Source organism: Thermoanaerobaculia bacterium, assembly GCA_018057705.1.
Classification (GTDB): domain Bacteria; phylum Acidobacteriota; class Thermoanaerobaculia; order Multivoradales; family JAGPDF01; genus JAGPDF01.
Genome location: JAGPDF010000058.1, coordinates 21,368 through 28,565, shown reverse-complemented (window position 1 = coordinate 28,565; position 7,198 = coordinate 21,368). Strand labels below are relative to the sequence as shown.

The window sequence follows — 7,198 nt, the reverse complement described above, 5'->3', positions numbered from 1 at the left end:
CGAGGTCGTCGCCATCGAGGTCGCGAAGAACGATCCCGATCCGACCTATCGGGTGCGCCCCGAGATCTTCCGGCTCGAAGCCGAGGGCCTGCTCGCGGAGAGACGGAGCGACTTCACCGGCGCCGAGAAGCTCCTGCGCCAGGCCGTCGCGCTCGAAGATTCCCTGCCGGTCGCCTTCGGCCCGCCGACCATCGACCTGCCGAGCCGCGAGCTGTTGGCCGCCTTTCTCCTGCGCCGCGGCAGGCAGACGGAAGCGCGCGCGGAGTTCGAACGCGCGCTCGCCCTCGCCCCCGGACGCCGACCCGCCCTGCAGGGACTCGCTGCAGCCACTGCGGCCACAGCGATCACTTCAGCCGCGGCGGCAACCGCCAACGTCGAACGGGCCAGCGCGGCGATTCCGGCGAGCCGCCGCTGAGCTCGCCTGTGCGGCCGAATCTCGGCTCGGCGACTGCCGGCCGCGCCGCCACGCTCTGCGGCCTGCTCGGGGCGTTCGTAGCGCTGCTGTTCCCCGTTCTGGGCGCCGCCGGCACTCCGGGCTATCGCCACGCTTCGCAGTACATCAGCGAGCTGGGCGCGTTCGGCGCGCCGCAAGCGCAGCTGGTCAACTGGGCCGGCTTCCTTCCCGCCGGAATCCTGATGACCCTGTTCGCCTGGTTCGCCTGGCGGGCGTTGCCGGCGTCGCCCGCCGCTACCCTCGGACTCGCGGGGCTCGCCCTGTTTGCACTGGGCTACGTCGCCGTGGCGTTCTTCCCTTGCGAGCCGGGCTGTCTGCCGGCGGAGTCCAGCCTGTCGCAGACGCTGCACAACCTCCTTGGCCTCGCCGGCTACATCACGGCGCCGCCGGCGCTCTTCGCCCTCGGCTGGGCGGCGCGAAGTTGGCCCGGCGCGAGGTACCTCGCGACACTCGGGTTCGTCGGCGGCGGCCTCGCTCTCGCCGGCCTCCTCGGCCTGTCGCCGGACTTCGCCTATGTCGGCCTCTCCCAGCGCCTGCTCGAAGGCTCCGTCCTCGGCTGGGTCGTCGCCTGCTCGCTCCATTTGCGCCATCGCCCGGCTGCCACGAGCTGAGAGGGTTGTCACGGGGGTGCGATCCGAGCGCGTTCGCCGCCCGCGTGCCTGCGGTCGCGCTTCCGGCTTGAGAGTAGGATGATCTCGAAGTCCGGGGCGCCGAGGCTGAACATCGACCGTCGACTTGCAGTCTCTTCTCCGCGCTCGCGCCCTGGAGAAGGGCCGAAACGATGGAGCGCAGCGACCATCGCAACTCACACCAGCGCCTGCCTGCCCGAGCGGCGACGGTAATCTTCGCGCTCGTCGTTCTCGCGCAGTCTGCCGCACGCGGCGACGAAACCTCAGGCTTCAAGTTCGAGTTCGACGGCTACGCGACCCTCGGGGTCGTCCACTCCGACGAGGATCGGGCCGACTTCCTCGGCAGCCTGATCCTCGAGAGCGGCGCCGGTTTCTCCCAGAGCTGGAGCCCCGAGGTCGACAGCAGGGTGGGTGCGCAGCTCACCGCCACCTTCACTCCACGACTCTCCGCTCTGGTGCAGGTTCTCGCCGAGCAGCAGGCCGACGGCGAATACACGCCGCACGTCGAGTGGATGAATCTCAAGTATCAGGTGACGCCCGACGCCAGTGTTCGGATTGGACGCATCGTCGTGCCGACCTTCATGGTGTCCGACTATCGCAAAGTCGGCTACGTCAACGTCTGGATACGCCCACCCAACGAGGTCTACGCGCTGGTACCGCTCACCGCCAACGACGGCGTCGACGCGAGCTATCGCCTGCTGGCGGGAGGCTTCGCTCATACCTTCCAGGCAAGCGTCGGTCAGAGCGATCTCGAGCTCCAGGACGGTGGAACGGCAAAGGCGCGCAACTCCTGGGGCTTTACGGCCACGACCGAGCGCGGCGCATGGACTGGCCGGCTGGCCTACCAGCGGACCGACCTCTACATCGACAGCTATAACACCCTGTTCGACATCTTTCGCCAGTTCGGGCCGGAAGGCGAAGCGATCGCCGACAAGTACGACGCTGACGGGGGCCCATTCGAGTTCGTCGGGGCAGGAGTGCAGTATGACCCCATCGACTGGTTCGTCATGGCCGAGGTGGGCAATGCGCACGGTCATTCTGCAGTCGGCGACCGTACGGCCTGGTATATAAGTGGCGGTTATCGCTGGGACCGCTTTACACCTTACGCGACCTATTCCGCGGTCAGCACCCGGAGCAGCCGCAGCGACCCGGGTCTGACGGTAGACGCTTATCCGCCTCCTTTCGCCGCGATCGCAGCCGGCCTCAACGCCGCTCTCAACGGCCTCCTCAGATCCAGTCCGGACCAGAACACGACCTCCATCGGCGTGCGCTGGGACTTCATGAAGAATCTCGACCTCAAACTGCAGTTCGACCATAGTGACCTCGGCGCCGGCTCCGCCGGCAACCTCGGCAACGTCCAACCCGGTTTCCGGCCTGGCGGGAGCTACAACCTCGTCAGCATCGCCGTCGACATCGTCTTCTGAGGCCGACTTTGGGGATCGGGACACGCACGGCGCCGTACTTCATCGGGATCGCCCTCGTCCTGGGGACCGCACTCCTCGGTGCGGAGGACGATGTCGTGGTCGTCGTCTCGCGCGAGAGCAGCGTCACCGCGCTCACCCGCGACCAGATCGCGGACCTCTTCCTCGGCAGACTCAGCCGGTTTCCGGGCGGCGTGAAGGCCGCGCCGATCGACCAGCCCGAGGGGTCGCCGGTGCGCAATTCCTTCTACGCCGACTTCGCCGCGAAGTCACCCGCGCAGGTCAAGGCGCACTGGTCGAAGATCATCTTCACCGGCCGCGGTCAACCGCCGGAACAGGTGCCCGACAGCAAGGCCGCGCTCGAGCGCGTCGCAGAGGTTCCGGGCGCCATCGCTTACATCGAACGATCGCTCGCGAACGAGAGCGTCCGCATCGTGTCCGAGTGAAAGAGGCGTCTAGGCGCGCTTCTTGGTGAGGTGCGCCGCGATCTCGGTGACCACGGGCGCGGCGGCCTGCGCGCGCAGCACGTCGCCGAACTCACGCGCCGCGACCGGGCGGTTGAAATAGAAGCCCTGCAACTCGTCGCAGGCATGCTCACGCAGGAAGTCGACCTGCGCCTTCGTCTCCACACCCTGCGCCACCACCGTAACGCTCAGCGACTTGCCCATCGCGATGATCGCCTCGGTCAGGGCCTTGTCCTCCGCGACGCTGGCGACGTCGCGAATGAACGTGCGGTCGATCTTGATCGTGTCGAGCGGGAACTGCTGCATTGAGGTGAGTGTCGTGTAGCCGACCCCGAAGTCGTCGACAGCGATGTGCACGCCGAGCCTTTTGAGCGCGGTCAGGATGCGCAAGGTCCGCGGGACATCCTGCATCAACATGATCTCCGTGATCTCGAGCTCGAGGAGTTCGGGATCCATGCCGGTGGCCGCGAGGATCGACGCGACATCGTCCAGGAGGTGAGAATCGAAGAACTGCAGCGCCGAGAGGTTGACTGCCATGCTCAGCCGAGGCAGCCCCTCGCGCTGCCAGGTCACGTTCTGCGCGCAAGCCGTGCGCAAGACCCACTTGCCGATCGAGGCGATGAGGCCGGACTGCTCGGCGACCGGAATGAACTTCATCGGCGGAACCAATCCGAGCTCAGGGTGCTGCCAGCGCAGGAGCGCCTCCATTCCGGTCACGAGACCGCTCCCGAGGTCGCGCTTCGCCTGGTAGAAGAGCACGAACTCCTCATTTTCCAGAGCGCGCCGGAGACTCGATTCGAGGGCGAGTCGCTCCAGCGACTCGTGGTTCATCTCCTCGGAGTAGAACTGGAAGTTGTTCTTGCCCATCTCCTTCGCCTTGTACATCGCGATGTCCGCGTTCTTCGTCAGCGTCTGTTCGTCGGCGCCGTCCTGCGGGTGCGTCGCGATGCCGACGCTTCCCGTCACCCGGAACTCCTGGCCCAGGAGCACGAAGGGCTTGGCGAGCATGGCGATCATCTTCTGCGCCACGGCGCCGGCGTAGGTGGCTTCGGCGAGCTCCGGCAGCATCACGACGAACTCGTCGCCGCCCAAGCGGGCCGCCGTGTCGCTCGCGCGCACACAGGCGCGCAGGCGCCTGGCCACCTCCTGCAACAGCTGATCGCCGGCCTCGTGGCCGAGCGTGTCGTTGATGTGCTTGAAGCGGTCGAGATCGAGGAAGAGCACCGCCAGCTGGCGCTCATGGCGGCGCGCCTGCTGGATGCCCTGTTGCAGGAGCTTGCTGAAGAGGCTTCGGTTCGGCAGCCCGGTCAGGCCGTCGTGATAGGCGAGATACTCCACCTGCTTGGCGTGTTCGACCTGCTCCGAGACCGCGCGCTTGCGGCTGAGCGCGAGCTGCCAGCTCATGCGGCCGAGCGCCGCAACGACGAGAAGGAGGACGAAGCTGGCGGCGGCCGCCCGCCAGAGGTAGACGCGCGCATCGCTGTCGGTCCTGGCGAGCTGTTCGGCATACGAGATGCCGACGACGACGGTCAAGGGCAGGTCGTAGAGTTGACGCGCGCTGATGTAGCGCAGCACTCCGTCCCAGGGGGTCGTCGTGAGCGTGACGCCGGTCTCCTCCTGATCCGCGCCGCGCATCGTCGTCGCGTAGTCGACCCTCTCGCCGTAGCTCAGGATCTCCCCCGAGCGCCGCGCGCGAAAGACGCCGTCGGTGCCGACAATTCCGAGCACACCCTCGCTGCCCAGCTTCGACTCCTCGTAGCCGCTGACGAAGAAGTCCGCGCCGACGGTGAGCATGGCGACTCCGGCGAAGTCCCCGCCGGCGCCCTCGAGCCGGCGGCCGAATCGAACGAACCATTCGCCGGTAGCGGGGTCCTGGAGAGCCTGACCTATCGACAGCGTGTCGCTTTCACGCTGGGTCTGAAAAAACTGTCGATCGCCGACATTCGTGATGGCGAGCGGCCGGGTACTGGCGGCGATATCGCCGGTGCGGTCGGCGATGCTCACCACGAAGAGCAGGTCGGGCGGCAGAAGCGCGCGACCCTTGAGCTCCTCCAGCGCTCTCTCCCCGTCACCGCGCTCGTAGGCGTACTTGACGGCCTTCAGCGTCAGGTCGATCTCGCGCACGGCGCGGACCACCTGCGCTTCGTAGGTCTCGGCGAGCTCGCGAGTCGAAGCGAGGGCAGCGCGCTCGACATTGCTGCGCTCGGCCCGCAAGAGCAGGTAGGTCGCACCCCAAAGACCGCAAAGCCCGAGGAGCGCGAAAGTCGGGAAGAGTACATACGGTTCGATCAGCCGGGCGAGCCCGCGCCGAAGGGAAGTGGCCACCGCGTCAGGCTACGCCCCGCCCCCCTGTCCGTCAAACGGACCCCGCGGCCCCTATCCGGCCCGGGCGCTCACGCCACGCGCCCTTGGTAGCAAGGCCGCCGCCATGCCCACGAAGAATCCCGGGAGTGTCGCTGCGTCCGTGTCGCCGGATTCCACTGCGGCGGTCGATGCCTTCATGCTCCAGCTCGATCACCCGTTCAAGCCCGAGGTCGAGCTCCTGCGGTGCATCGTCCTCGCGGTCGACCCGGGGATCGCCGAGGGGATCAAGTGGAACGCGCCGAGTTTCCGCACGACGGAGTACTTCGCGACGACCCACCTGCGCGGCAAGGGCGCGGTCGGCCTCATCCTGCATCTCGGCGCAAAGGCGCGGGAGCTGCCGGCGGGAGGACTGGCGATCGCCGACCCCGCTGGCCTGCTCCGGTGGCTGGGCAAAGACCGCGCGATGCTCGAGTTCCGCTGCCGCGCCGAGATCGAAGCCGCGCGCACCGCTCTCACCGCAATCGTCCGCGAGTGGATCCGACATGTCTGAGCGGACGGCAAGGCGAGACGGGACGACATGAAGGCGCTCGAGTTGAAGGTGCCGCCGGTGTTGCTCTTCGCCCTGGTTGCCGCCGCGATGTACGGTCTGGCGTGGGTGCTGCCGGCGTGGACGGTCGCCGTGCCTGGGCGCGGGGTCGCCGCGGCGGCGCTCGCCGCGACGGGGATCGCGATCGCGCTCGCCGGCGTCGCTGCTTTTCGGCGCAGCCGGACGACGGTCCATCCGCAGCATCCCGAAAAGACGTCGGTGGTGGTCTCGCATGGCGTCTACCGCTGGACGAGAAATCCGATGTACCTCGGGCTGCTGTTCGCGCTGCTCGGTTGGGCGATCTTCCTCGCCAACGCCGCCGCGCTCGCCGGTCCGCCGCTCTTCGTCGCGTGGATGAACCGGTTGCAGATCGGGCCGGAGGAGCGGATTCTCTCCGCCAGGTTCGGTCCAGATTTCACGGAGTATCTGCGCTCCGTTCGTCGGTGGCTCTGAGGGGCCGGCTCCGTTTCCGAACACAGCGGGGCTAGACTTCCGACCGATGGCGACTTTCCGCAAGCCGAAACTCTTCACCCCCGCAGTCGGGGCGCGCGGCATGACCGAACTGCACTTCGCCGCCTACAGCGGCGACCTCGAGAGGCTGGAGCGTGCGCTCGACTCCGGCCTCGATCCGGAGACGCCGGACGACTACCGCGGCTACACGGCGCTGCACTGGCTCGCCGACATGGCCGCTACCGGCGGACCGCGACTTCAGATGCTCGAGCTGCTCGTCGCCCATGGTGCCGATCTCGATCGCGTTTCGGCGACCGGCGATACCGCCGTCTCCCTGGCGCGCGATGCGGCGAGCGCCGGCGGCGACGCCCTCGAAGCGGCGCTCGTCGCTCTCGGAGCCCGGATACCCGACGCTCCCGTCCAGGGAGATGAAAGCCATGAGTGAAGCGGACCGTTCTGCAGGTGCGGGCGCGACGATTCCGACCCCCCTCGCCTCCTGGCACGAGCTCGTGCGCACCCGCAACCCACGCGGGCTGGACGCCCTGCTCGCCGACGAGGTGGTTTTCCATTTGCCGGTCGTGCACACCCCGCAACACGGCAAGGCGCTCGCCCTGCAGTACCTCCGGGCCGCCGTGGCGATTTTCGGCAACGAGTCCTTCCGCTACGTGCGCGAGCTCGAAGGCGACCGCGACGCCGTGCTCGAGTTCGAGGTCGAGATCGACGGCGTGTACGTCAACGGCGTCGACATGATCCGCTGGGACGAAGCCGGCCGGATCGTCGACTTCAAGGTGTTCATCCGGCCGCTCAAGGCTGTGCTGGGGATCCAGCAGCGGATGGCCGCGATGCTCCAGACGAAGTCCTGACCGGCGCACCGGCCCGGCCGCGCCGAC

At 67.8% G+C, this 7,198-nt stretch carries 9 protein-coding genes; 8 read left to right on the top strand and 1 reads right to left on the bottom strand.

Annotated features, from left to right (window positions below):
* The 4 genes from KBI44_15760 to KBI44_15745 form a co-directional block, all read left to right on the top strand.
* Positions 1–415: hypothetical protein (locus KBI44_15760; protein ID MBP9145936.1), on the top strand; the 415-nt coding region annotated here is incomplete at its 5' end.
* Between the two features lie 8 nt (positions 416–423).
* A complete protein-coding gene (locus KBI44_15755; GenBank protein ID MBP9145935.1) occupies positions 424–1,065 on the top strand; it encodes a DUF998 domain-containing protein in 642 nt (213 codons plus the stop codon).
* 170 nt (positions 1,066–1,235) lie between these two features.
* Complete coding sequence (locus tag KBI44_15750) at positions 1,236–2,507, top strand: porin (protein MBP9145934.1); 1,272 nt, start codon at positions 1,236–1,238, stop codon at positions 2,505–2,507.
* A gap of 41 nt (positions 2,508–2,548) precedes the next feature.
* Positions 2,549–2,950, top strand: coding sequence for a phosphate ABC transporter substrate-binding protein (locus KBI44_15745; protein MBP9145933.1), 402 nt, complete (start codon positions 2,549–2,551; stop codon positions 2,948–2,950).
* A gap of 9 nt (positions 2,951–2,959) precedes the next feature.
* Here the strand turns inward: KBI44_15745 and KBI44_15740 are convergent, their stop codons facing one another.
* The gene (locus tag KBI44_15740) at positions 2,960–4,603 is read right to left on the bottom strand and encodes an EAL domain-containing protein (GenBank protein ID MBP9145932.1); all 1,644 of its coding nucleotides are present in this window, start codon (positions 4,601–4,603) and stop codon (positions 2,960–2,962) included.
* Between the two features lie 793 nt (positions 4,604–5,396).
* Between KBI44_15740 and KBI44_15735 the strand changes: the two genes are divergently transcribed.
* From KBI44_15735 to KBI44_15720, 4 genes are read left to right on the top strand one after another with little or no spacing between them, the layout of a single operon-like run.
* Positions 5,397–5,822 carry a DUF1801 domain-containing protein gene (locus KBI44_15735; GenBank protein MBP9145931.1) on the top strand — a complete coding sequence of 142 codons (426 nt, stop codon included), beginning with the start codon at positions 5,397–5,399 and terminating at the stop codon, positions 5,820–5,822.
* Between the two features lie 27 nt (positions 5,823–5,849).
* On the top strand, positions 5,850–6,311 hold the full coding sequence (locus tag KBI44_15730) for an isoprenylcysteine carboxylmethyltransferase family protein (protein MBP9145930.1): 462 nt from the start codon (positions 5,850–5,852) through the stop codon (positions 6,309–6,311).
* 46 nt (positions 6,312–6,357) lie between these two features.
* Positions 6,358–6,753: an ankyrin repeat domain-containing protein gene (locus KBI44_15725; protein MBP9145929.1), complete on the top strand. Its 396-nt coding sequence runs from the start codon at positions 6,358–6,360 to the stop codon at positions 6,751–6,753.
* On the top strand, positions 6,746–7,171 hold the full coding sequence (locus tag KBI44_15720; GenBank protein MBP9145928.1) for a nuclear transport factor 2 family protein: 426 nt from the start codon (positions 6,746–6,748) through the stop codon (positions 7,169–7,171). Before KBI44_15725 ends, KBI44_15720 begins: the two co-directional genes overlap by 8 nt.
* Positions 7,172–7,198: the final 27 nt, after the last annotated feature.

What these genes read in the sequence shown, in the direction of transcription:
- KBI44_15750 (MBP9145934.1), top strand. Translation starts at nt 1,236, where the DNA reads ATGGAGCGCAGCGACCATCGCAACTCACACCAGCGCCTGCCTGCCCGA.
- KBI44_15740 (MBP9145932.1), bottom strand. Translation starts at nt 4,603, where the DNA reads ATGCGCGGCGCGGATCAGGAGGAGACCGGCGTCACGCTCACGACGACC.
- KBI44_15735 (MBP9145931.1), top strand. Translation starts at nt 5,397, where the DNA reads ATGCCCACGAAGAATCCCGGGAGTGTCGCTGCGTCCGTGTCGCCGGAT.
- KBI44_15730 (MBP9145930.1), top strand. Translation starts at nt 5,850, where the DNA reads ATGAAGGCGCTCGAGTTGAAGGTGCCGCCGGTGTTGCTCTTCGCCCTG.
- KBI44_15725 (MBP9145929.1), top strand. Translation starts at nt 6,358, where the DNA reads ATGGCGACTTTCCGCAAGCCGAAACTCTTCACCCCCGCAGTCGGGGCG.
- KBI44_15720 (MBP9145928.1), top strand. Translation starts at nt 6,746, where the DNA reads ATGAGTGAAGCGGACCGTTCTGCAGGTGCGGGCGCGACGATTCCGACC.